General features: G+C 69.9%; 23 protein-coding genes. 9 read left to right on the forward strand and 14 right to left on the reverse strand.

The genetic code is table 11. The features are described from left to right. The first annotated feature begins 10 nt into the window (after window positions 1–10). Together BXA03_RS10865 and BXA03_RS10870 are read left to right on the forward strand one after the other, a co-directional pair. Window positions 11–301, forward strand: coding sequence for a type II toxin-antitoxin system RelE/ParE family toxin (locus tag BXA03_RS10865; protein WP_076507236.1), 291 nt, complete (start codon window positions 11–13; stop codon window positions 299–301). Window position 302: 1 nt separating this feature from the next. Continuing rightward, window positions 303–590, forward strand: a complete 288-nt coding sequence (locus BXA03_RS10870; RefSeq protein ID WP_017759720.1) for an addiction module antidote protein — start codon at window positions 303–305, stop codon at window positions 588–590. Window positions 591–601: 11 nt separating this feature from the next. Here the strand turns inward: BXA03_RS10870 and BXA03_RS10875 are convergent, their stop codons facing one another. The 3 genes from BXA03_RS10875 to BXA03_RS10885 form a co-directional block, all read right to left on the reverse strand. Continuing rightward, complete coding sequence (locus BXA03_RS10875; protein ID WP_076507239.1) at window positions 602–838, reverse strand: DUF3820 family protein; 237 nt, start codon at window positions 836–838, stop codon at window positions 602–604. Continuing rightward, window positions 835–1251 carry a hypothetical protein gene (locus BXA03_RS10880; protein ID WP_076507241.1) on the reverse strand — a complete coding sequence of 139 codons (417 nt, stop codon included), beginning with the start codon at window positions 1249–1251 and terminating at the stop codon, window positions 835–837. Before BXA03_RS10880 ends, BXA03_RS10875 begins: the two co-directional genes overlap by 4 nt. A 202-nt stretch (window positions 1252–1453) precedes the next feature. Beyond that, on the reverse strand, window positions 1454–2611 hold the full coding sequence (locus tag BXA03_RS10885) for an acyl-CoA dehydrogenase family protein (RefSeq protein ID WP_076507243.1): 1158 nt from the start codon (window positions 2609–2611) through the stop codon (window positions 1454–1456). Window positions 2612–2788: 177 nt separating this feature from the next. Here BXA03_RS10885 and purT point away from each other — a divergent pair, with 177 nt between their 5' ends. Further along, window positions 2789–4006 carry a formate-dependent phosphoribosylglycinamide formyltransferase gene (purT, locus tag BXA03_RS10890; RefSeq protein ID WP_076507245.1) on the forward strand — a complete coding sequence of 406 codons (1218 nt, stop codon included), beginning with the start codon at window positions 2789–2791 and terminating at the stop codon, window positions 4004–4006. Window positions 4007–4015: 9 nt separating this feature from the next. On the opposite strand, the gene BXA03_RS10895 is transcribed toward purT, so the two are convergent. The 5 genes from BXA03_RS10895 to BXA03_RS10915 all read right to left on the reverse strand — a co-directional run bounded on the left by BXA03_RS10895 (window position 4016) and on the right by BXA03_RS10915 (window position 9751). Continuing rightward, window positions 4016–4771, reverse strand: a complete 756-nt coding sequence (locus tag BXA03_RS10895; protein ID WP_076507247.1) for a 2-keto-4-pentenoate hydratase — start codon at window positions 4769–4771, stop codon at window positions 4016–4018. Window positions 4772–5032: 261 nt separating this feature from the next. After that, window positions 5033–7033, reverse strand: coding sequence for a molecular chaperone HtpG (gene htpG, locus BXA03_RS10900; protein WP_076507249.1), 2001 nt, complete (start codon window positions 7031–7033; stop codon window positions 5033–5035). A gap of 158 nt (window positions 7034–7191) precedes the next feature. Then, window positions 7192–7545 (reverse strand): hypothetical protein, encoded by a 354-nt coding sequence (locus BXA03_RS10905; RefSeq protein ID WP_076507681.1) that lies wholly within the window; start codon window positions 7543–7545, stop codon window positions 7192–7194. 83 nt (window positions 7546–7628) lie between these two features. Continuing rightward, window positions 7629–9041 carry a HAMP domain-containing histidine kinase gene (locus BXA03_RS10910; protein ID WP_076507251.1) on the reverse strand — a complete coding sequence of 471 codons (1413 nt, stop codon included), beginning with the start codon at window positions 9039–9041 and terminating at the stop codon, window positions 7629–7631. Further along, complete coding sequence (locus tag BXA03_RS10915; protein ID WP_076507253.1) at window positions 9038–9751, reverse strand: response regulator; 714 nt, start codon at window positions 9749–9751, stop codon at window positions 9038–9040. Before BXA03_RS10915 ends, BXA03_RS10910 begins: the two co-directional genes overlap by 4 nt. A 161-nt stretch (window positions 9752–9912) precedes the next feature. Between BXA03_RS10915 and BXA03_RS10920 the strand changes: the two genes are divergently transcribed. Next, a complete protein-coding gene (locus BXA03_RS10920; RefSeq protein ID WP_076507255.1) occupies window positions 9913–10227 on the forward strand; it encodes a helix-turn-helix domain-containing protein in 315 nt (104 codons plus the stop codon). Beyond that, entirely contained in the window at window positions 10220–11482 is a 1263-nt protein-coding gene (locus BXA03_RS10925) for a type II toxin-antitoxin system HipA family toxin (RefSeq protein WP_076507257.1), read from the forward strand. The genes BXA03_RS10920 and BXA03_RS10925 overlap by 8 nt, the downstream gene beginning before the upstream one ends. A 70-nt stretch (window positions 11483–11552) precedes the next feature. On the opposite strand, the gene BXA03_RS10930 is transcribed toward BXA03_RS10925, so the two are convergent. The 6 genes from BXA03_RS10930 to BXA03_RS10955 all read right to left on the reverse strand — a co-directional run bounded on the left by BXA03_RS10930 (window position 11553) and on the right by BXA03_RS10955 (window position 16108). After that, a complete protein-coding gene (locus BXA03_RS10930; RefSeq protein ID WP_076507259.1) occupies window positions 11553–12332 on the reverse strand; it encodes a pseudouridine synthase in 780 nt (259 codons plus the stop codon). A 55-nt stretch (window positions 12333–12387) separates the two neighbouring features. Beyond that, a complete protein-coding gene (locus BXA03_RS10935) occupies window positions 12388–12987 on the reverse strand; it encodes a chromate transporter (RefSeq protein WP_076507261.1) in 600 nt (199 codons plus the stop codon). Between the two features lie 12 nt (window positions 12988–12999). After that, a complete protein-coding gene (locus BXA03_RS10940; protein WP_076507263.1) occupies window positions 13000–13602 on the reverse strand; it encodes a chromate transporter in 603 nt (200 codons plus the stop codon). Between the two features lie 102 nt (window positions 13603–13704). Then, a complete protein-coding gene (locus BXA03_RS10945; RefSeq protein WP_076507265.1) occupies window positions 13705–14187 on the reverse strand; it encodes a hypothetical protein in 483 nt (160 codons plus the stop codon). Further along, window positions 14184–15332: an MGDG synthase family glycosyltransferase gene (locus BXA03_RS10950; protein ID WP_076507267.1), complete on the reverse strand. Its 1149-nt coding sequence runs from the start codon at window positions 15330–15332 to the stop codon at window positions 14184–14186. Before BXA03_RS10950 ends, BXA03_RS10945 begins: the two co-directional genes overlap by 4 nt. Further along, a complete protein-coding gene (locus BXA03_RS10955; protein ID WP_076507268.1) occupies window positions 15329–16108 on the reverse strand; it encodes a Crp/Fnr family transcriptional regulator in 780 nt (259 codons plus the stop codon). The genes BXA03_RS10950 and BXA03_RS10955 overlap by 4 nt, the downstream gene beginning before the upstream one ends. A 118-nt stretch (window positions 16109–16226) precedes the next feature. On the opposite strand from BXA03_RS10955, the gene BXA03_RS10960 reads away from it, so the two are divergent. The 4 genes from BXA03_RS10960 to BXA03_RS10975 are packed head-to-tail and all read left to right on the forward strand — an operon-like array spanning window position 16227 to window position 21055. Beyond that, on the forward strand, window positions 16227–18158 hold the full coding sequence (locus BXA03_RS10960) for an AMP-dependent synthetase/ligase (RefSeq protein WP_234983662.1): 1932 nt from the start codon (window positions 16227–16229) through the stop codon (window positions 18156–18158). A gap of 58 nt (window positions 18159–18216) precedes the next feature. Next, window positions 18217–19050, forward strand: a complete 834-nt coding sequence (locus tag BXA03_RS10965) for an ABC transporter ATP-binding protein (RefSeq protein ID WP_076507270.1) — start codon at window positions 18217–18219, stop codon at window positions 19048–19050. A gap of 1 nt (window position 19051) precedes the next feature. After that, a complete protein-coding gene (locus BXA03_RS10970) occupies window positions 19052–19981 on the forward strand; it encodes a branched-chain amino acid ABC transporter permease (protein ID WP_076507272.1) in 930 nt (309 codons plus the stop codon). 9 nt (window positions 19982–19990) lie between these two features. Then, window positions 19991–21055, forward strand: coding sequence for a branched-chain amino acid ABC transporter permease (locus BXA03_RS10975; protein WP_076507274.1), 1065 nt, complete (start codon window positions 19991–19993; stop codon window positions 21053–21055). Window positions 21056–21074 lie beyond the last annotated feature (19 nt).

Raw genomic sequence — 21074 nt, forward strand, 5'->3', positions numbered from 1 at the left:
CAATTCGGCGATGCTGGACGTCCAGCTCACCACCACCTTCCAACGTTGGCTCGGCGGCCTGATCGACCTCCGCGCCCGCATTGCCATTGCGCGCCGGCTGGAGCGCTTGGCCGCGGGCAACGCGGGCGACAGCAAGTCCGTCGGCGAGGGCGTGACCGAGATGCGCGTCGACGTCGGGCCCGGCTATCGCGTGTATTACACGCGCCGCGGGCAGCAGATCGTCATCGTGCTTGCGGGCGGCGACAAGTCTTCGCAGCAACGCGACATCCAGCGCGCACAGGCCATGGCCAAGGAGTATTGAGATGCCCGACACCCTTCATGCCTTCGACATGTCCGAGATGCTCGACAGCGACGAGGCGATTGCCGAGTACCTGTCGCAGGTGATGGCGGACGGTGATGCCGACGAGCTGGTGGCCGCGCTCGGCCACATCGCGCGGGCCAGAGGCATGGCGCAGATCGCCCGCGATGCCGGCCTGGGCCGCGAGTCGCTCTACAAGGCGCTGGCGCCCGGCGCCAAGCCCCGCTTCGACACGGTGCTGCGTGTGGTCAGGGCGCTGGGTGTGCGGCTGGAGGCCCGCCCAGCCGGTTGACCTGGCGCGGGTCAACCACTTGGCGGGCGCCGGCCGGGCGCCTGCCTGAGCGGCGCCAGCAGCGGCCGCAGGCCGTTGTGGTCGATCTCCAGCATCAGGGCGAGCAGCCGGCCGATCTCGCCCTTGGGGAAGCCTTCGCGCGCGAACCACGCCAGGTAGTTGCCGGGCAGGTCGGCGATGAGCGTGCCCTTGTGCTTGCCGAAAGGCATGGGCAGCGTGGCCAGGCGTTCGAGGTCTTCGGGTTTCATCGGGTCTGGGTCCAGGTCAGGCCGTCCTTCGAGCGGTAGGTGCCGCCCGTGGCGCAGCAGCCGCCCGCGCCGAAGGCCATGCGGCCCAGCTCGGCCGTCACGCCCTGCGCCTCGGCCGCCAGCGACTGACGTTGGCAACTGGTGAGGATGTTTCCGGGGTAGTAGGGCTTCGGCGCCAGCACCTGCTCCCATTGCACCTGTGTGCCCTGCATCGACACGATGCGGTACACCGCGCAGTCGTGGACCACCAGGTGAACGGGCTGGCCGTTCAACATGCCCTGGAACACGTCTTCCGGCGCGGCCTTCTGCAGCGCGACCGCGGCCTCTGTGGGTTCGGGCGGCGGCTCCTTGCAGCCCGCGCTCAGGCTGGCGACCAGCAACGCTGCGAAAGCCGGGCGAATGGAGAAGGGCATCCGGCCATTGTGCGTTCGGACCGCCGACTGTTCGACCCATGACCGTTCGGGCTGAGCCCCACCCCCAACCGTTCCGACTGAGTTCCACCTCAACCGTTCGGGCTGAGCTTGTCGAAGCCGGGCGCGGCGCTTCGACAGGCTCAGCGTGAACGGTGAGGGGAGATCGGCCGGCCCAGGGTTCCCGCTCAGACTTTGGCCGCGTTCAGCGCGGCGGCCGCTTCGCGATGCCCAAGGTCTTCGCCAGGATGCCCAGCATCACCTCGTCCGCCCCGCCGCCGATCGACGCCAGCCGCCCGTCGCGGTACAGGCGCGACACGCGGTTCTCCAGCGTGAAGCCCATGCCGCCCCAGAACTGCAGGCAGGTGTCGGCCACCTCGCGCGTGAGCCGGCCGGCCTTGAGCTTGGCCATGGAGGCGAGCGTGAGCACGTCCTCGCGCTGCAGATGCAGGTCGCAGGCGCGGTAGGTGAGGGCGCGCAGCGCCTCCACCTCGGTCTGCAGTTCGGCCAGCTTGAACTGCACCCACTGCTGGTCGGCCAGCGTGGCGCCGAACATGCGGCGCTCCTGCGCCCACTGCACCGTCTCGGCGATGCACTCCTCCATGGGCAGCAGCGAGCTGGCGGCGCACCACAGACGCTCTTCCTGGAACTGCTGCATCTGGTAGATGAAGCCCTGGCCTTCCTCGCCGATGCGAAAGCGCTGCGGCACGCGCACCTCGTCGAAGTAGATGAGTCCGGTGTCGCTGCTGTGCATGCCGATCTTGCGGATCTTGCGCGCCTTCTCGATGCCCGGGAGGTTCATCGGCACCATCACCAGCGACTTGTTGCGGTGCGCCGGCCCGTCGCTGGTGTTGACCAGCATGCACATCCAGTCGGCCTGCAGGCTGTTGGTGATCCACATCTTCTGGCCGGAGATGACGTAGTCGTCGCCGTCCTTGCGCGCGGTGCTGCGGATGGCTGCCACGTCGCTGCCGGCGCCGGGCTCGCTCACGCCGATACAGCCGACCTGCTCGCCGGCAATGGCTGGTGCCAGGAACTCGCGCTTGAGCTCCTCGCTGCCGAAGCGCGCCAGCGCGGGTGTGCACATGTCCGTCTGCACGCCGATGGCCATGGGAATGCCGCCGCAGCGCACATGGCCCAGCTCCTCGGCCATGGCCATGGCGTAGCTGTAGTCCAGCCCGCCGCCGCCATATTCCTCGGGCTTGTTCAGGCCCAGCAGGCCAAGCGCGCCCAGGCCCTGGAAGATCTCGTGCAGCGGCGCGATCTCGGCCTCTTCCCAGTCGTCGACCCGCGGGTTGATGGCTTCGTCGATGTAGCGGCGCAGGGTCTTGCGGATCTCTAGATGCTCGTGCGTGTACTGCATGGCGAGGGTGTCTCCTGTCGGCCTCTGTGACGCGCGCACGGCGGTGCGCGGCCGGCCTCTGGCGACTCTAGGAGCCGGCCGGCCTGGCGGCTTGTGCCAAGTGGCTGCCTCGTCCGCGCAGACGGCCCCTGGCTACCATTGCGGCCTCTTCCGATCCTGCCCTCCGAAAGCATGCCCATGACCCGCCTCGGCACCCCTCTTTCTCCTTCGGCCACCCGTGTGATGCTCCTGGGCTCCGGCGAGCTCGGCAAGGAAGTGCTGATCGCGCTGCAGCGCCTGGGCGTGGAGACCATCGCCGTCGACCGCTACGAGAACGCCCCCGGCCAGCAGGTGGCCCACCGCGCCCGCACCATCACCATGAGCGACCCTGCGCAGCTCGAAGCGCTGCTGTCGGCCGAGCGGCCGCATCTGGTGGTGCCCGAGATCGAGGCCATCGCCACCGCCAAGCTCGAAGAGCTGGAAGAAGCCGGCCTGGTGCGCGTGATCCCCACCGCCCGCGCCGCGCGCTTGACCATGGACCGCGAAGGCATCCGCCGCCTGGCCGCCGAGACGCTGGGCCTGCCCACCAGCCCCTACAAGTTCTGCGACTCGCTGGCCGAACTGCAGGCCGCCATCGATGGGAAGGACGGCAAGGGCATCGGCTACCCCTGCATCGTCAAGCCGGTGATGAGCAGCTCCGGCAAGGGCCAGAGCAAGATCGACGGCCCCGCCGACGTGCAGAAGGCCTGGGACTACGCCATGGCCGGCGGCCGCGTGAGCAAGGGCCGCGTCATCGTCGAAGGCTTCATCGACTTCGACTACGAGATCACGCTGCTCACGGTGCGCGCCCTGGGCGCCGACGGCCAGGTGCAGACGCAGTTCTGCGCGCCCATCGGCCACCTGCAGGTCAGCGGCGACTATGTCGAAAGCTGGCAGCCCCACCCCATGCACCCCGAGGCGCTGCGCAAGGCGCAGGACATCGCCGAGCGCGTGACGGCCGACCTGGGCGGCCAGGGCCTCTTCGGCGTGGAGCTGTTCGTCAAGGGCGAGGAGGTGTGGTTCAGCGAAGTGAGCCCCCGCCCGCACGACACCGGCCTGGTCACGCTGGCCACGCAGTGGCAGAGCGAATTCGAGCTGCATGCCCGCGCCATCCTGGGCCTGCCGGTGGACACCACCCTCAAGAGCCCCGGCGCCAGTGCCGTCATCTACGGCGGCGTGGATGCCACCGGCATCGTCTTCGACGGCGTGGCCGAGGCCCTGGCCGTGCCCGGCACCGACCTGCGCCTCTTCGGCAAGCCCGAGAGCTTCACCAAGCGCCGCATGGGCGTGGCGCTGGCCCATGCGGAGGACGTGGACACGGCCCGTGCGCGGGCCAAGGAGGCGGCGGGGAAGGTCCAGCCGCGCGTGCCGGACTGATTACGCGCTTCAGGCCGCGTAGCGCAGCCGCACCTCGCCCAGCCCCTCGATGGCGCCGACCACGTCGGTGTCCAGGGGCGCCGCCAGCAACCCCGTGCACGAGCCTGTGGTGACGATCTGCCCGGGCGACAGGGGCACGCCGCGCTCGGTGCAATGCCGGGCCAGCCAACCCACCAACCGCCACACGTCCTGCGCCGGATTGCCGCCGGTGGTGCGGGCGACTTCTTCTTCACCGAATCGCAGAGCGGCCTGCAGCGTGCGCAGGTCCAGTGCCGACGGGGCGAGCGGGGCCGGCTCGCCGACGACCAGCGCGCCGTGGCTCTGCAGGTCGGCCAGCCGCAGCGGCACGGGCGCTTCGCGGCCGGCGGCCAGACGGCTTTCCACACATTCGAGCGTGGGCACGACAGCGTCGAAGAAGCCCGCGAGTTCGGTGGGCGTGGGCATGTCCTGCCGCACTTCCAGCAGACGGCCTACGCGCAGGGCGGCCTCTAGCTCGACCCATCGGGCCGCGAAGCGCGCGGCCGGCAGTACGGCGCCCGAGGCATGGACGCCCGACGCCGGCAGCGGCCCGCAGTTGGGCTCGGTCTCGGCATTGGGCGCCCCGACCTTCCATCCGCCGATGCCGCCACCCAGGTGCGCAAGCACGGAATCCTGCACGGCATAGGCCTCGGCGGCGGTCGCGGGGAGTCCGCCGGTGGGCGTGATGCGGCGGGCGTCGGTGAAGGCGGTGGCCAGTTGCTGGCCGAGGTTGGAGATGGCGGTCATGGAAGGGCGCGGTGGGGGAAACGGAGAAGGCAGCGAGGGAGTATGCCGGCCCGTGCAGGCCAGCCCAACCAACCGCTCGCCCCATAGCCGCGTCACGGTTCTGGGGCGATGAGCGGTGCCGCCACGCCGATGCCACATCTGCAGAGCGCCTGAATGCGACGCATGAACTGCGCCGAGTCCCGTGAAGGCAACAAGAAAGGCGCCCGCGGCGCCTTTCTCAACCTGTGTCACGCCCCACCCAGGGGCGCGAGCACATCCGCCTCAGACCAACAACGCATTCACCCTTCGCACATAAGCCGCCGGATCCTCCGGCAATCCCCCCTCGGCCAGCAGCGCCTGGTCGAACAGGATGTTCGCCAGGTCATCGAAGTGCGCCTCGTCGCGCTCCAGCTTCTTGACCAGCGGGTGCTCGGCGTTCACTTCCAGCACGGGCTTGACCTCGGGGGCCTTCTGGCCGGCCTGCTTGAGCATGCGGGCCAGTTGCGTGCTCATGCCGTGTTCCTGCACGACCAGGCAGGCAGGCGAGTCGACCAGGCGGGTGGTCACGCGCACGTCCTCGGCCTTGTCCTTGAGCGAGGCCTTCAGCTTTTCCAGCACGGGCTTGAAGGCTTCGGCGGCCTCTTCGGCGGCCTTCTTCTCGGCCTCGTCCTGCAGTTGGCCCAGGTCCACCGCGCCCTTGGCCACGCTCTGCAGCGGCGTGCCGTCGAACTCGGTCAGGTACGACAGCGCCCACTCGTCCACGCGGTCGGTCATCAGCAGCACCTCGATGCCCTTCTTCTTGAAGACTTCGAGCTGCGGGCTGTTCTTGGCGGCGGCCAGGGTGTCGGCGGTGATGTAGTAGATGGCCTCCTGGCCGTCCTTCATGCGCGCCTTGTAGTCGGCCAGCGAGACGGTGGCCGCGTCGCTGGTAGTCGAGGCAAAGCGCAGCAGCTTGGCGATGCGGTCGCGGTTGGCAAAGTCCTCGCCCAGGCCTTCCTTGAGCACCGAGCCGAACTCGGCGTAGAACTTGGCGTACTTGCCGGCGTCCTCGCTGGCCTTGGCGGCGTCGGCGTCGGCCGGCTCGCCTTCCTTCTTGTCGACCACGTCGGTCACGCCGTCGGCGGCCGGCGATTCGGCGGGCGCAGCAGCAGTGGAAGCGGCGGCCTTCTTGGCCAGGTCTTCCAGCATCGACAGCACGCGCTTCGTGCTGCCTTCGCGGATCGCCTTCACGTCGCGGCTTTCCTGCAGCAGCTCGCGGCTGACGTTCAGCGGCAGGTCGGCGGAGTCGATCACGCCCTTCACGAAGCGCAGGTAAGAGGGCAGCAGCGCCTCGGCCTCGTCCATGATGAACACGCGCTTCACGTACAGCTTCAGGCCGCCCTTGTGGTCACGGTTCCACAGGTCCATGGGCGCTTTGGCCGGGATGTACAGCAGCTGCGTGTACTCGGTGCTGCCTTCCACGCGGTTGTGGCTCCAGGCCAGGGGCGCTTCGTAGTCGTGGCTGATGCTCTTGTAGAACTCGACGTACTGCTCTTCGCTCACGTCCTTCTTGGCGCGGGCCCACAGGGCGCTGGCCTTGTTGACGGGCTCCCACTCGCCGGTGGCGACCATCTCGCCGCCCTTGTCGTCCTCGCCTTCCTTCCACTCTTCCTTCTCCATCAGGATGGGCAGGGAGATGTGGTCCGAATACTTGCTGATGACCTGCTTGAGCTTCCAGCCGTTGAGGAACTCGTCGGCGTCCTCGCGGAGGTGCAGGATCACGCTGGTGCCGCGCTTGTCGCGGGCGATGGTCTCGACCTCGAAGTCGCCGGTGCCGGTGCTGCTCCAGCGCACGCCCTGATCGGCCGGCAGGCCGGCGCGGCGGGACTCGACCACGATGCGGTCGGCCACGATGAAGCCCGAATAGAAGCCCACGCCGAACTGGCCGATGAGCTGGGCGTCTGCCTTCTGGTCGCCCGACAGGCGGCTCATGAATTCGCGCGTGCCGCTCTTGGCGATGGTGCCCAGGTGGTCGATGGCCTCCTGCTGCGACAGGCCGATGCCGTTGTCGGTGATGGTCAGGGTGCGGGCCTTCTTGTCGAAGGCGACGCGCACTTCGAGGTTGGGCGCGTCTTCATACAGGGCCGCGTTGTCCAGGGCCTCGAAACGCAGCTTGTCGCAGGCGTCGGAGGCGTTGGAGATCAGCTCGCGGAGAAAGATCTCCTTGTTGGAGTAGAGCGAGTGGGTGACCAGGTGCAGGAGCTGGGCCACTTCGGCCTGGAAGGAATGGGTGTTCTTGCTCATGTGGTGCTGCTAAGTGGTTGAAATGCCGCCCAAAAACGGAAAAGCCCCCAAAGCTTGGGGGCGGTGGGCAGATTATCAACCCCCGTCGCGGAGCGAATCGGCCGGACGGGGCGGGCGTTCCGAGCGGCGCCAGGGCACCGGCGGAGCGCGCAGCGGGCTCAGTTGAGCGGCAGCGAGGTCGACTGGCCGATGGCCTCGGAGCCGGCGGAGTGCGCGGCGGCGATGGCCTCGGCCTGGGCCCGGCTGCCATCGGCGGGCTGCAGCAGGGCGGGCATCACGGTCGATTGGCCGATGGCCTCGGTGCCCACCGGATGGGCGGCCGCCATGGCGCCGGCATTGACCTCGTCGCGCGACATCGTCGAGCCGAGCGCGGCCATGCCGGTGGATTGGCCGATGGCCTCGCTGCCGCCGCCGTTCCAGGCGGATTGGGCCCAGGCGCCCGCGGTGCCGGTGGCCAGAACAGTACCCAGTGCCAGGCCGGCGGCCAGGCGGAAAGTTGCAGGTGCGCGCATGTCGATCTCCTCGTTCACAACAACAGGTGGGTCGCGCGCCGGCTGCGCCATGCTGGCCGGCGGACCCGCCCTGAGCCGCCACTCTAGGTGCCGTTTCTGAGCTGTGAATGAGTCGGCGCCTGCGCCAGGTGCACGCGGGCGCGCAGGCCGCTGCGGCGCTCCGGGCCGCGACGGTTCAGCAGTTCGACACGCAGGCCGTGCCGGCGCGCCACGCTGGCCGCGATGGCCAGGCCCAGCCCGCTGCCGCCGGCCGCCGCACCGGGCGCGCGGTAGAAGCGGTCGAACACGCGCGGCAGCACGTCCTCGGCGATGCCCGGCCCCTCGTCCACCACGTCGACCACGGCGTCGCCGGAGGGAAGAGCGTGCAGCACCAGGTCAACGCAGCCGCCGGGCAGGCTGTGGCGCACGGCGTTGTCCAGCAGGTTGTCGAACAGGCTGCGCAGCTCCACCGGGGCGCCTTGCAGCTGCAACGACTGCAGCGCGGGCGCGGCGAGAAAGCCCAGGTCCACGCGACGCTGCTCGGCCATCTCGGTGAACTGGGCCACGGCGTCGCGCAGCAGCGGAACCAGAGGCACGGCCTCGGGCTGCAGCGGCTCGGCCGCCTCCTGATGCGACAGGCGCAGCAGCTGCGCCTGCAGCCGCTGGGCCCGCGCGACGCCGGCCTCCAGCGCCGCGAAGTTCTGGCGGGCCGCGCCCTCGGGCACGTGTGGCCGCAGGTTGTCCAGCTGCAGGCCGATGGCGGTGAAGGGCGTGCGCAGCTCGTGCGCCGCGTCGGCCACGAAGCGTTGCTGCGCCTGCAGGGCGGCGCGCAGCCGGCCCAGCAGGGCGTTGAAGGCCTGCACCAGGGGGCGGATCTCGGCGGGCACCCGCTCGGGCGGCATGTCGCGTGGGCTGCGCTCGTCCTGCGCGGCCACGTCGCGCGCCACTGCGCGCAGCGAGCGCGTGGCGCGCCACACCACCAGCCACTGCAGCAGCAGCGCGGCCGGCAGCAGCGCGAGGATGGGCAGCCCTTCGGCCAGCGCACGCCTGATCGAACGCTGCTGGCGGAAGGCGCGGCTCTGCAGCACCTGTACCCGCAGCCGGTCGGCGCCTTCGGCCGGCGCGGTGTAGACGCGCCAGCGCTGCGTGGCCAGCGGGCCGGTGTGCAGGTCCGCAAAGCCCGCCCGGGCCTGCAGCCCCACGGGCAGCTCGGCGGAGGCGACCTCCTGCCGCTGGCCGTCGGGCGTCCACAGCTGCACCACCAGGGCGCCGCGCTGCTGGATGGCATCGGCGCCGACGTTGGGCAGCTCACGCACATGGCGTCGGCCGGCATAGGAATCGGCCATGGAGCGCATCTGCTCGTCGCGCAGGTCTTCGATCACGTGGCCGTACACCGAGTAGGCGGCCCATGTGGCCAGCAGGCCGGCCGTCAGGTGCAGCAGCACCAGCCACGCGAAGAGATGCCGGCGCAGCGGGGGCGCGGGTCGAAGGGGCGTAGGGGTGACGGTCGCGGTCATGCCGGGGCGCGCGCGGGCGACGCGCCGGCGGGGCCTGCGGGGCCGGCGGCCTGGGTGCTCACGCGCCAGCCCAGGCCGCGCACGTTGAGGATCGTCCCGGCCCCCAGGCGTCGGCGCAGGCCGTAGATGAGCACGTCCAGCGCGTTGCTGCTGACCTCGTCGTCCCAGCCGTAGAGGCGCTGCTCCAGCTGGGCACGCGAGAGCACCGCGCCGGGGCGCTCCAGCAGCGCGTGCATCAGCGCGAACTCGCGGGCGCTCAGCGGCTCGCGGCGGCCGCCTGGCAGTTGCAGCTCACGCGTGGCCAGGTCCAGCTGCAGCTGCATCGTGCCGATCAGCGGCTGCGCGGCGCCGCCCTGTCGTCGCACCACGGCGCGCATGCGGGCCAGCAACTCGCGCAGCGCAAAGGGCTTGGGCAGGTAGTCGTCGGCGCCCAGGTCCAGGCCGGCCACGCGGTCGTCCAGGCCGTCGCGGGCGGTGAGCACCACCACGGGCGTGCGGTCGCCGCGGGCGCGGGCACGGCGCAGCAGGGTGGTGCCTTCCTGGCCGGGCAGTCCCAGGTCGAGCAGCACGCAGGCATAGGCGCCATCGGCCAGGGCGCGCTCGCCGCTGAGCCCGTCGGCCGCCCAGTCCAGCGACCAGCCTTCGCGTGCCAGGCCCTGGCGCAGGCTGGCCGCGATCATCTCGTCGTCTTCCACCAGCAGGGCGCGCATGGGATGTCTCCGGGGTCGTTGAGCGCGCGGATGCTGGGCGGGGCGACTTAAGGCAGGCTGATCTGGGTGCCCTCCGTGCCCGACCTCACGAACATGTGCTCGGCGAATAAATCCTGCAGAATGGGTCTTAAGCGGAAAATCGACGTTTAAAACACAACAGAATGGAATTGACGCTCAGCCCCCCTGCCGAGATCGCCAGCACCCTGTGCGCCCGGCTGCGCACCGAACGGCTTGCGCAGGGCATGACCCAGGCGGAGGTGGCGGCACGCGCCGGCATGGCGGTCAATACCGTCTCCAACCTCGAGGCCGGCCGCAGCACCGCGTTCGAGAACGTGGTGCGCGTCGCCATCGTCCTGGGCCGGCGCGAGGAACTGGCGGCGCTGTTCCAGCCGCGGTTGGAAAGCCTGCACGACATCGCGCGCTACGAGGGCAGCGCCAGGCGCCAGCGCGTGCGCCGGAAGGCCGGCGATGCCTGAGCGCATCGATGTCTGGTACGAAGGCTGGGGCGAGCGCTGGCATTGGGGCTCGCTGGTGTCCTCCACCGCCATCACGGGCCGACCGCTGATCGCCTTCGAGTACGGCGACGAGGCCCTGCGTCGCGGACTGGAGCTGTCGGCCCACACGCTGCCACTCAAGGGGCCGCGGCTGCGCCATGGCTTTCCCGTCCATCAGCTGGGCCTGCCGGGCCCGGTGTACGACGCGCTGCCCGACGGCTGGGGCCTGCTGCTGATGGACCGGCTGTTCAAGCAGCGCGGCCTCAACCCGGCCCGCATCGGCCCGCTCGGGCGGCTGGCGTACGTCGGCCGCAGCGCCATGGGCGCGCTGTCCTTCGAGCCCCCCGCGGCAGACGCGGAGGCCCCGCCGGGCCAGGTGCTGCTGGGCCAGCTCGCGGCGGAGGTCCAGGAGGTGCAACGTGGCGAAGGCGGCGCCTTCCTGCAGCGCCTGCTGCAGATGGGCGGCTCGCCGCAGGGCGCGCGGCCCAAGGTGCTGCTGTACCGCGAGCCCGCTACGGGCACCTTCAGCACGGCCGACGCGCCGGGGCTGGAGCCCTGGCTCGTCAAGTTTCCGGCGCAGCACGAGCCGGCCGAGGTCTGCGCCATCGAAGCAGCCTATGCCCAGGCCCTGCGCGACTGCGGTATCGACGCGCCGGCCACCGAGCACTTCGCGCTGCCCGGCGGGCAGGCCGCATTCGGCAGCCGGCGCTTCGACCGCGAGGCGGGCCTGCGCGTGCCGATCCAGAGCCTGGCTGCCTTCACCGGTGCCGACTTCCGCACGCCCGGTGCGCTCGATGCCGCGACCTTCCTGCGCGCCACGCTGCTGTGCACCAACGATGTCCGCGAGCGCACGCGGGCCTACGAGCGCGTGGTCTTCAATGTCGCCTTCCACAACCGGGACGACCATCCGAAGAACTTCGCGTACCGCCTCTCGGCGCGGGGGCACTGGCAACTGGCTCCGGCCTTCGATGTGACCTTCTGCGAAGGCCCCGGCGGCTATCACCAGATGGACGTGATGGGCGAGGCGCTGGACATCGGCCGCGCGGCATTGCTGCGACTCGGCGAGCAGGAGGCAGAGCTATCGCGCACGCAGGCCAGCGAGACGATCGAGCGCATCGCTGCCGTGGCCAGCGGCTTCGCGCAGTCGGCGCGGCAAGGTTTCCCGCACCTGGTCGCGCCGGACACGCTGGCGCTGATCCAGCGCCGCATCGACGACAACCTGCGCCGGATGCGCTAGCCGCTGAAGCTGCACGCACGACGGGTGCGGTGCGCGGGGCAACGGCTGCAGGCCGTGGTCTGGCGGCCGCTCAGAACCGCTCGTCTGCCCCCAGGTAGCGCCACTGCCCTTGTGGCAGCTGGCCCAGCACCACGTTGCCGATGCGGATGCGCTTGAGGCCCACCACGCGCAGGCCCACGGCCTCGCACATGCGGCGGATCTGGCGCTTCTTGCCTTCCTTGAGCACGAAGCGCAACTGCTCGGGGTTCTGCCAGTCGACGCGCGCGGGTTTCAGCGGTTGGCCGTCGAGCGACAGGCCGTGGCGCAGGCGCGCGATCTGCTCGCGCGGAAACACCGACTGCACGTCCGTCGTGCGCTCCTGGCCGCCCATGGGCCAGCTCACGCGCACGAGGTATTCCTTCTCGATGTCTGAGTCCTCGCCGATCAGCTGGCGGGCGACGCGGCCGTCCTGCGTCAGCACCAGCAGGCCGACGGAGTCGATGTCCAGCCGGCCGGCGGGCGCCAGGCCGCGCAGCTGGTCGGGCGCAAAGCGCTGGCGGCTGCCGTCGCCGCGCCAGTGGTTGCGCGGCTGCACCAGCGTCACGGCGGGCTGGTGGCCGTCCTCGGCCTGGCCGCTCACGTAGCCCACGGGCTTGTGCAGCAGGATGGTGACGCGCTGCTCCTGCTGGCCCTGGGCGCGCTTGTCGACCTCGATGCGGTCGGCGGGGCCCACCTTGACGCCCATGGCCGCCACCTGGCCATTGACCTTGACCCAGCCGCGCTCGATCCAGGCATCGGCCTCGCGCCGCGAGCACAGGCCCAGGTCGGCCATGCGCTTGTTGAGTCGGATCGGGTCGGGCGTGTCGGTCATCGGGCGGGCAGGGAAGGGCGGGAACGGGGATGGCAGGCAGCCGGCCATTGTCTGCTCAGACGAATCCCAGCACCCCCAGCACCGCGCCGGCACCCAGCAGCCACAGCAGGTGCACCCGCGTGCGCCAGACGATGAGTCCGGCCACGCCGGCCAGCAGCCAGACGGGCCAGCGCGCGTGGCTGACCTGCTCGTTGCTGCGCGCCAGCACCCAGCCGGTGGCCACCAGCAGCCCGACGGCCACCGGCGCCAGGCCCTGCTTGAAGGCGCGCACGCCGCGGTGCGTGCGATTGCGGTGCGCCCAGCGCGTGGCCAGCAGGGTGAGCACGCTGCTGGGCAGCATGATGCCGGTCATGGTCGTGGCCACGCCCAGCAGGCCGAGCAGCCAGGCATGCACGCCGGCCCCGATGCCGCCGCCGGCGTTCAGGCCCACGTTCCAGCCCATCAGGGCCACGAACAGGATGTTGGGCCCCGGGGCGGCCTGGGCGATGGCCACCGAGGCGTTGAACTGCGTCGGGTCCAGCCAGCCCTTCTGCGCCACCAGGTAGCGCTGCATGTCGGGCAGGGTGGTGATGGCGCCGCTCACCGCCATCAGCGACAGCAGCATGTATTGGCCGAGCAGGCTCAGCCAGTCGTGCCAGTGCAGGGTGATGCTCATGGTCGCCTTGCCTCAGGGCCGCAGCCGCGTGAAGGTCCACACGCAGGCACCGCCGCCCACGAGCAGAAGCACCCAGCCCAGCGGCACACGGGCCAGGGCGATGAGCACGAACACGAGCGCCGCGATGCCCACGCCTGCCGCGAAGCCCAGCGGGTGCGCCCGCAGCGAGGGGATCAGCTTGACGCCGGTGGCGGCGATCACGCCGCCGGCCACCGTGCTCATGCCGCGCAGCGCTCCGGCCACGCGCGGGTCGTTGGCAAAGTGCGCATGCAGCACGGCCAGCGCCAGGATCACCGCGAGCGGCACCACCAGCATGCCGGCCAGCCCGGCGATGGCGCCGCGCAGGCCGAAGTGGCGGTCGCCCAGCATCAGCGCCAGATTGATGACGTTGGGGCCCGGCAGTACCTGCGCCACGGCCCAGTCCTCGATGAACTGTTCCTGCGTGAGCCATCGCTTGCGCTCCACCAGCTCCCGCTGCACAACGGCCAGCACACCGCCGAAGCCCTGGAGCGCGAGGATGGTGAAGGAGAAGAAGAGATCGGCGAGGGATTCGGGCCGCGCGGGCGCGCCTGGCGGGGCGGCGTCGGCAACGGCCCCGGAGGGCGGCACTGGCATGGCGGCGGATTATGCGGGCGCCCCCGCTCCGACGCGGCGGGCGCGTCAGGGGCGCCTCAGTCGCTGCTCATCGGGCGCTCAGAAAGGCAGCGCCCGCCGCGGCTATCGCCCCCGCCGGGCCAGTGCGAGGTGCAGCGCCGCCATGCCCACCGCCAGCGCCGCGCCCCACCAGTAGTCCACCGGCAGCCCCAGCAGCCAGTGCGGATGCCAGTGCGCATGCACCGGGTCGAGCCGCGCCCAGCCGTAGGCGGGGTTGACCACGAACCACAGGCAGTCCTCGCTGACCCAGAAGGTGGCCAGGCCGCCGACCGACAGCACGAAGTCGCTCCAGCGCCAGCGGCCGTTGAAGGCCATCGGCATGAAGAACACCAGCAGCATGAAGCTGAACACCCAGGCGTGGTAGCCGGTCATGGCGCGGCCGCCCCAGAAGATGTCGAGCAGCCAGTGGTGCTCAATGCGCCAGGTGGGCAGCGAGGTCGCCCAGCCCGCGCCGCCTTCGATCTGGATCTCGGCGTTGGCGAAGAAGAAGCCCATCAGCAGCACCCAGGCGTAGTACCCAAGCACGCGGCGCAGGCCGGCGCTCATCGGCCGGCTCCTTCGATCACCTGCGCCAGCACGGCGCGCGCGGCACCCGGCTTGCCCAGCGCGCGGCTGCGCTCGGCCATGGCCCGCAGCCGGGGCGCGTCGGCCATCAGGCGCGCGATCTTGTAGTCCAGCCCGATGGCGTCGTCGGTGAGCCAGGCGGCGCCTTCCTCCAGCAGGTGGACGGCGTTGTGCTCTTCCTGTCCCGGGATGGGCGAGGTCAGCAGCATCGGCCGGCCCAGCGCCATGCATTCGGAGATGGTGAGCCCGCCGGGCTTGGTCACGACCAGGTCGGCGGCGGTCATCAGCCGGTCCATCTCCGTGGTGAAGCCGATGGGCAACAGGCGCCCGCCATGCTGTGCGGCCAGCGCCTGCAGCTGCGCATGGGCCTCGGCATTGCGGCCGGCCACGGCGATGAGCTGGAAATCCTGCCCCGGCAGCGCGAGCACGCGGCGCGCCATGCTGGGCAGGTCGCCCACGCCCGCGCCGCCAGAGACCATCAGCACCACGCCCCGCGCCGTGTCCAGCCCCAGGCTGCGCACGGCGGCCTCGCGCTCGGTGGTGGCGACGTCGAAGGCCGGCATCACCGGGATGCCCGTGACATGGATGCGCGCCGCCGGCAGGCCGCGGGCGCGCATGCGGAAGGCCACCTCGTCATTGGCTGCGAAGTAGCCCGCCATGCCCGGCACGATCCACATGTTGTGCAGGTCGTAGTCGGTCACCTGCAGCCACAGCGAGGCCGCGAGGCGCGCACGCTGCTGCTCGCGCGCCAGCAGCTCGGCCGGCAAAAAGTGCGTGCAGACGATGGCGTCGGGCCGCTCGCGGGCGATCTGCCGCAGCAGCTCGCGTGCGCTCAGCCGCTCGATGCCGCGGCGCAGGCGCTGCGAGGCGGCGCTGTGCGGCGTCGCGTCGGCCTTGCCGTGCAGGTACGACCACACGTCGGGCGCGCGGTCGACGAGCTTGATGTACCAGTCGGTGTAGACCTTGCGGAAGCCCGCGGCCACGTGCGCCATCGCGTCGATGTGCACGCATTGCCAGCCGGGCCAGTGCAGTTGCGCCGTGGCCGCGAGGGCCTGGGCTGCGCGGACATGGCCGTTGCCTGCGCTGACGCTGAGGATGAGAAGCTTGCCGGGATGCGGAGGTGTCATGGTTCGGTGTTCTGGCGGCGCGCCGCGCGCCGTCCCTGTGCGGCGCGCCCGCCCTGCCGCAGGGCGGGGAGGTCGAGCACGCGCAGGCCACCGTACTCCACCTGTATGACACCTTGACCGGCGAGCGCCATCAGCGACTCGTTGACCCGCTGGCGCGACAGGCCCACCAGATAGGCCAGCTCCTGTTGCGTGATGCGCAGCATCTCGCCCACACGCGGGAACAGCACCGGGTTGAACAGCGCCGCCAGGTTGCGCGCCACGCGGGCGTCGGTGTTGTTCAGCCGGTCGATCTCCACCGCCGCGATGAACTGCCCCAGCCGCTCGTTGAGCTGGTTCATGACGAAGCGGTTGAAGCCGATGGAGTGGTCGAGCAGCCAGTGGAAGCTGTCCAGCGGCAGCCCGGCCACCACGCTGCGGCGCAGCGCGCTCACGTTGTAGCGGTAGGGCTCGCGCTTGATGGCCGTGCCCTCGCCGAACCAGCCGCCTGGTGAGAGGCCGCTGTAGGTCACCTGGCTGCCGTCGGCGCGGTCGTTGCTCATCTTGAGCAGGCCTTCGATCACGCCGAACCAGTAGGTGGGCGCGCGGCCCACGCGGCAGACCTGATCGCCCACCTCGGCCTCGCCCACCACCAGCGCGGCCTCGGCCCGGCGGCGCTCGGCGGGGGCCAGCGCGTCCAGCCAGGGAATGGCCTGCAGTTCGGCGTCCGTTGCGGGACGCACCCGGTCGCGGATCCCACGGACAGTGGCCTTGGCGTGGCGTGAGCTGCGTTCGCTCATGGGGAAAGTCCCGAGAGTGGAGTCCCTAGGATTGTCGTCACAACGACACCATGGCGTCAAAGTGCCGCCTAAATTGCGCGGCGTGGAACCTCAAGCCAACACCTTCCCCCGCCTGCTGATGGCCCATGCACGCCAGCGCCCGGACGCACCCGCCGTGCGCGAGAAGGACCTGGGCATCTGGCAGACCTGGAACTGGTCGCAGGCGGCGACCGAAGTGCGCGAGCTGGCCTGCGGCCTGGCCAGCCTGGGCTTCTCGGCCGGCGCCAACCTGGCCATCGTGGGCGCCAACCGGCCGCACCTGTACTTCGCCGTGGTGGCGGCCCAGAGCGTGGGCGGCGTGCCGGTGCCGCTCTACCAGGACGCGGCCGCGGCCGAGATGGTGTTCATGCTGGGCGACGCGGGCATCGAGTTCGTCTTCGCCGAGGACCAGGAGCAGGTCGACAAGCTGCTCGAATGCCGCGAGCTGCAGCAGGCGGCCGGCGAGGGCGGCACGGCGGCCTTGCGCACCATCGTCTACGACGACCCACGCGGCCTGCGTCACTACGACCAGCCCGGCCTGATGAGCTACGAGCAGCTGCGCGAACTGGGCCGGGCCTTCGATGCCGCCACCCCCGGCTTCTTCGACCGCGCCGTGGCGGCCGGCCAGCCCGATGACGTGGCCGTGATCCTCTACACCTCGGGCACCACCGGCCGGCCCAAGGGCGTGTGCCAGACGCATGCCAGCTTCATGTCCGCGGGCCGGGGCGGCGTCGAGACCGACCGCCTGGGCCCGGGCGACGACATCATGAGCTACCTGCCCATGGCCTGGGTGGGCGACCACCTCTTCTCGGTGGCGCAGTGGCTGGTGGGTGGCTTCACGCTCAACTGTCCCGAGTCCGCCGCCACGGTGATGAACGACATGCGCGAAATCGGCCCCAGCTACTACTTCGGCCCGCCGCGCACCTTCGAAGGCCTGCTCACGGCGGTGTCGATCCGCATGGAAGACGCGGCCGCGCCCAAGCGCTGGATGTACGGCAAGTTCATGGCCCTGGCGCGCCGCGTGGGCGCCGACATCCTCGCCGGGCGACCGGTGGGCTTTGTCGACCGGCTGATGTACGGCCTGGGCAACCTGATGGTCTACGGCCCGCTGCGCAACGTGCTGGGCATGAGCCGCATCCGCGTGGCCTACACCGCGGGCGCGGCCATCGGGCCCGACCTGTTCCGCTTCTACCGCTCCATCGGCGTCAACCTCAAGCAGTTCTATGGCCAGACCGAGACCTGCGCCTATGTCTGCGTGCAGCGCGATGGCGAGGTCAAGCTCACCAGCGTGGGCACGGCCGCGCCAGGCATGGAGCTCAAGATCGCCGACAACGGCGAGGTGCTGGTGCGCGGCGTGTCGGTGCTCAAGGAGTACTACAAGCGCCCCGATGCCACCGCCGAGGTGCTCGATGCCGAGGGCTACTTCCACACCGGCGATGCCGGCGTGATCGACCACGATGGCCATCTGCGCATCATCGACCGCGCCAAGGACGTGGGCCGCCTCTCGGGCGGCGCCATGTTCGCGCCCAACTACATCGAGAACAAGCTCAAGTTCTTCCCGCAGATCAAGGAGGCCGTGTGCTTCGGCCACGCCCGCGACGAGGTCTGCGCCTTCATCAACATCGACTACGAGGCGGTGGGCAACTGGGCCGAGCGCCGCGCGCTGCCCTACGGCGGCTACGTGGACCTGGCCGGCAAACCCGAGGTGCTGCAGCTGGTGCGCGAATGCATCGAGCAGGTCAACGCCGACCTGGCGGCGGAGGAGGGCATGGGCGACACGCAGATCGCCCGCTTCCTGGTGCTGCACAAGGAGCTGGACCCGGACGACGACGAGCTCACGCGCACCCGCAAGGTCCGCCGCGGCTTCATCGCCGACAAGTACGCGGTGCTGGTCGAGGCGCTCTATGCCGGCAGGACCGAGCAGTTCATCGAGACCCAGGTCAAGTTCGAGGACGGCCGCACCGGCAGCGTGAGCGCCACGCTCAAGATCGTGGAGGCGCGCTGCTTCCCACCCGTGAAGGCTGCAGCATGAGCGCCCGCCCGGCCGTCCCGAAGGGCGCTCGCACCGCAGGCGAAGCCGAAGGTTATCTATGAACGCGACGACCGCCCAGGAGCTGGCCATGGCCGCCAGCGCGCCCGTCACCGGGCGCCGCATCGGGGACGTGATCCTCGATGTGCAGAACATCACCTTGCGCTTCGGCGGCGTCAAGGCGCTCACCGACATCAGCTTCGACGTGCGCGAGCACGAGGTGCGCTCGATCATCGGGCCCAATGGCGCAGGCAAGAGCTCGATGCTCAACTGCATCAACGGCGTCTACCAGCCGCAGGAAGGGCAGATCACCTTCCGCGGCAAGACCTTCCGCCACATGAACTCGCGCCAGGTGGCCGAGATGGGCGTGGCCCGCACCTTCCAGAACCTGGCCCTGTTCAAGGGCATGAGCGTGCTGGACAACATCATGACGGGCCGCAACCTCAAGATGAAGTGCGGGCTGCTGGCGCAGGCCTTCCGCCTCGGCCCGGCCGAGCGAGAGGAGATCCGCCACCGCGAGTTCGTCGAACGCATCATCGACTTCCTGGAGATACAGGCCTGGCGCAAGACACCGGTGGGCCGCCTGCCCTACGGCCTGCAGAAGCGCGTGGACCTGGGACGCGCCCTGGCCATGGAGCCGCAGGTGCTGCTGCTGGACGAGCCCATGGCCGGCATGAACGTCGAGGAGAAGCAGGACATGAGCCGCTTCATCCTGGACGTGAACGACGAGTTCGGCACCACCATCGTGCTGATCGAGCACGACATGGGTGTGGTGATGGACATCAGCGACCGCGTCGTGGTGCTGGACTACGGCAAGAAGATCGGCGACGGCACGCCCGACGAGGTGCGCAACAACCCGGAAGTCATCCGGGCCTACCTGGGTGCGGAGCACTGACATGGGCTTTTTCCTCGAAACCCTTTTCGGCGGCCTCATGGTGGGCATGCTGTATTCGCTGATCGCGCTGGGCTTCGTGCTCATCTACAAGGCCAGCGGCGTCTTCAACTTCGCGCAGGGTGCCATGGTGCTGTTCGCGGCGCTGGCCATGGCGCGCTTTGCCGAATGGCTGCCCAAGCTGCTGGGCTTCGAAAGCCTGCTGCTGGCCAACCTGCTGGCCTTCGTCGCGGCCATGGGCGTGATGGTGATCGTGGCCTGGCTGATCGAGCGGCTGGCGCTGTCCAAGCTGGTCAACCAGGAGCACATCACGCTGCTCATGGCCACGCTGGGCATCACCTACTTCCTCGACGGCCTGGGCCAGACGCTGTTCGGCAACGACATCTACAAGATCGATGTCGGCATGCCCAAGGACCCGATGATGCTGTTCGAGGGCACCTTCGAAGGCGGCCTTCTGGTCAGCAAGGAAGACCTCATCGCCGCATTGGTGGCGGCGGCCCTGGTGCTGGCACTGAGCCTGTTCTTCCAGAAGACCTCCACCGGCCGCGCACTGCGTGCGGTGGCCGACGACCACCAGGCGGCGCAGTCCATCGGCATCCCGCTCAACCGCATCTGGGTGATCGTGTGGTCGGTGGCCGGCTTCGCGGCCCTGGTGGCCGGGATCATCTGGGGCTCCAAGCTGGGCGTGCAGTTCTCGCTGTCGCTGGTGGCGCTCAAGGCGCTGCCGGTGGTGATCCTCGGCGGCCTCACCTCGGTGCCCGGCGCCATCATCGGCGGACTGCTGATCGGCGTGGGCGAGAAGCTGTCCGAGATCTACCTGGGGCCCATGCTGGGCGGGGGCATCGAGATCTGGTTCGCCTATGTGCTCGCGCTTGTCTTCCTGCTCGTGCGGCCCCAGGGGCTGTTCGGCGAAAAGATCATCGACCGCGTCTGAAGGACCCTCATGCTGTACAGAGAGAACGGACAGTTCAAGTCGAGTTACAGAGCCGACCAGCAGATCTTTCCGATCCTGCAGGATCGCGTCGCCATCCTTGCGCTGCTGGTGCTGGCCTTCGCCGCGGTGCCGGCGCTGGCCTCGGAATACTGGCTGCGCGCCATCTTCACGCCCTTCCTCATCCTGTCGCTGGCGGCGCTGGGACTGAACATCCTGGTGGGCTATTGCGGGCAGATCTCGCTGGGCACCGGCGCCTTCATGGCGGTGGGCGCCTATGCGGCCTACAACTTCCATGTGCGCATCGAGGGCATGCCGCTGATCGCCTCGCTGCTGCTGGGCGGGCTGTGCGCCACGGGCGTGGGCGTGCTCTTCGGCATCCCCAGCCTGCGCATCAAGGGCCTGTACCTGGCAGTGGCGACGCTGGCGGCGCAGTTCTTCACCGACTGGGCCTTCCTGCGCATCCAGTGGTTCACCAACAACTCGGCCTCGGGGTCGGTGAGCGTGGCGGGCCTGAACGTCTTCGGGCTGCCGGTGGAGACGCCCGCGCAGAAGTACCTGCTGTGCCTTGCCTTCGTCAGCGTGTTCGCGCTGCTGGCCAAGAACCTCACGCGCAGCAGCATCGGCCGCGAATGGATGGCCATGCGCGACATGGACGTGGCCGCCGCCGTCATCGGCATCCGCCCGGTGTACGCCAAGCTGACGGCCTTCGCGGTCAGCAGCTTCATCGTGGGCGTGGCCGGGGCGCTGTGGGGCTTCGTGCACCTGGGCGCCTGGGAGCCGGCGGCCTTCAGCATCGACCGCTCCTTCCAGCTGCTGTTCATGGTGATCATCGGCGGGCTCGGCTCGATCATGGGCAGCTTCTTCGGCGCGGCCTTCATCGTGCTGCTGCCCATCTTCCTGAACCAGCTGCCCGGCTGGTTCGGCGTGTCGATGTCGACGGCGCTGGCCTCGCACCTCGAATTCATGATCTTCGGCGCGCTGATCGTGTTCTTCCTGATCGTGGAACCACATGGCCTTGCAAGGCTGTGGTCCACGTTCAAAGAGAAGCTGCGACTTTGGCCCTTCCCACATTGAGTTCCCGTCGTTCATGCCC

It is taken from the genome of Pseudacidovorax sp. RU35E (assembly GCF_900156165.1).
In the GTDB taxonomy this organism is placed as follows: Bacteria; Pseudomonadota; Gammaproteobacteria; order Burkholderiales; family Burkholderiaceae_C; genus Xenophilus.

Coding starts and splice junctions, on each gene's coding strand:
- BXA03_RS10930 (WP_076507259.1), bottom strand. CDS start 12,332: ATGACCGACACGCCCGACCCGATCCGACTCAACAAGCGCATGGCCGAC.
- BXA03_RS10870 (WP_017759720.1), top strand. CDS start 303: ATGCCCGACACCCTTCATGCCTTCGACATGTCCGAGATGCTCGACAGC.
- BXA03_RS10865 (WP_076507236.1), top strand. CDS start 11: ATGCTGGACGTCCAGCTCACCACCACCTTCCAACGTTGGCTCGGCGGC.
- BXA03_RS10945 (WP_076507265.1), bottom strand. CDS start 14,187: ATGAGCGCCGGCCTGCGCCGCGTGCTTGGGTACTACGCCTGGGTGCTG.
- BXA03_RS10925 (WP_076507257.1), top strand. CDS start 10,220: ATGCCTGAGCGCATCGATGTCTGGTACGAAGGCTGGGGCGAGCGCTGG.
- BXA03_RS10885 (WP_076507243.1), bottom strand. CDS start 2,611: ATGCAGTACACGCACGAGCATCTAGAGATCCGCAAGACCCTGCGCCGC.
- BXA03_RS10915 (WP_076507253.1), bottom strand. CDS start 9,751: ATGCGCGCCCTGCTGGTGGAAGACGACGAGATGATCGCGGCCAGCCTG.
- BXA03_RS10955 (WP_076507268.1), bottom strand. CDS start 16,108: ATGAGCGAACGCAGCTCACGCCACGCCAAGGCCACTGTCCGTGGGATC.
- BXA03_RS10875 (WP_076507239.1), bottom strand. CDS start 838: ATGAAACCCGAAGACCTCGAACGCCTGGCCACGCTGCCCATGCCTTTC.
- BXA03_RS10910 (WP_076507251.1), bottom strand. CDS start 9,041: ATGACCGCGACCGTCACCCCTACGCCCCTTCGACCCGCGCCCCCGCTG.
- BXA03_RS10940 (WP_076507263.1), bottom strand. CDS start 13,602: ATGCCAGTGCCGCCCTCCGGGGCCGTTGCCGACGCCGCCCCGCCAGGC.
- BXA03_RS10970 (WP_076507272.1), top strand. CDS start 19,052: ATGGGCTTTTTCCTCGAAACCCTTTTCGGCGGCCTCATGGTGGGCATG.
- BXA03_RS10880 (WP_076507241.1), bottom strand. CDS start 1,251: ATGCCCTTCTCCATTCGCCCGGCTTTCGCAGCGTTGCTGGTCGCCAGC.
- BXA03_RS10895 (WP_076507247.1), bottom strand. CDS start 4,771: ATGACCGCCATCTCCAACCTCGGCCAGCAACTGGCCACCGCCTTCACC.
- BXA03_RS10905 (WP_076507681.1), bottom strand. CDS start 7,545: ATGCGCGCACCTGCAACTTTCCGCCTGGCCGCCGGCCTGGCACTGGGT.
- purT (WP_076507245.1), top strand. CDS start 2,789: ATGACCCGCCTCGGCACCCCTCTTTCTCCTTCGGCCACCCGTGTGATG.
- BXA03_RS10975 (WP_076507274.1), top strand. CDS start 19,991: ATGCTGTACAGAGAGAACGGACAGTTCAAGTCGAGTTACAGAGCCGAC.
- BXA03_RS10920 (WP_076507255.1), top strand. CDS start 9,913: ATGGAATTGACGCTCAGCCCCCCTGCCGAGATCGCCAGCACCCTGTGC.
- BXA03_RS10950 (WP_076507267.1), bottom strand. CDS start 15,332: ATGACACCTCCGCATCCCGGCAAGCTTCTCATCCTCAGCGTCAGCGCA.
- BXA03_RS10965 (WP_076507270.1), top strand. CDS start 18,217: ATGAACGCGACGACCGCCCAGGAGCTGGCCATGGCCGCCAGCGCGCCC.
- htpG (WP_076507249.1), bottom strand. CDS start 7,033: ATGAGCAAGAACACCCATTCCTTCCAGGCCGAAGTGGCCCAGCTCCTG.
- BXA03_RS10960 (WP_234983662.1), top strand. CDS start 16,227: ATGGCCCATGCACGCCAGCGCCCGGACGCACCCGCCGTGCGCGAGAAG.
- BXA03_RS10935 (WP_076507261.1), bottom strand. CDS start 12,987: ATGAGCATCACCCTGCACTGGCACGACTGGCTGAGCCTGCTCGGCCAA.